This window comes from Dyella japonica DSM 16301 (assembly GCF_001010355.1).
In the GTDB taxonomy this organism is placed as follows: domain Bacteria; phylum Pseudomonadota; class Gammaproteobacteria; order Xanthomonadales; family Rhodanobacteraceae; genus Dyella; species Dyella japonica.
In genome coordinates this window covers 1-453 of sequence record NZ_JPLA01000180.1, presented here as the reverse complement: position 1 = coordinate 453, position 453 = coordinate 1, and the positions used below count along the sequence as shown (strand labels likewise).

The 453-nt window shown below is 45.0% G+C and carries 1 protein-coding gene; it reads right to left on the bottom strand.

All coding sequences use genetic code 11. The features are described from left to right. The coding region (locus Y882_RS19770; RefSeq protein ID WP_211259248.1) for a hypothetical protein at positions 1-394 on the bottom strand (394 nt) is incomplete at its 3' end. Positions 395-453: the final 59 nt, after the last annotated feature.

Sequence of the window (453 nt, the reverse complement as noted above, 5' to 3'; positions counted from 1 at the left end):
TATTACGAGATACACGTCCGAACCAACGCCATCCATTACTAATTGCACGAGAACCAGTGTGCCATGTTTGCCAATCAAACTGAAGAAGAGTACGATCTGGAGCTTCCCATTTCTCTAGTTCACCTTTTTCAATTTTTTCGAGGACTTCTTTGTGCCACTGGCGATAGATAAGTTCGCCATCAGGAATCTGCCTGAACTCTGCAGTTCCTGTTGCAAAATGAGTAGGACACACATCAGCGTTAACAAGACCAAGAATATGTTCAGACAAATAGCGAGGATTGTCATAGTCAGGTTGTCCTGCAGTAATAAAATGTTGACCAACCGGAATATCCGGGCGTGGTACATCATCATGGTGATAACCTGGGATAGCAGGGTACCAACCAGGCATCAGCATGTGGACTCGTGAATCAAATACAACCTGGTCGGTGTTCCAATCATCCGGCAAGTTCATGA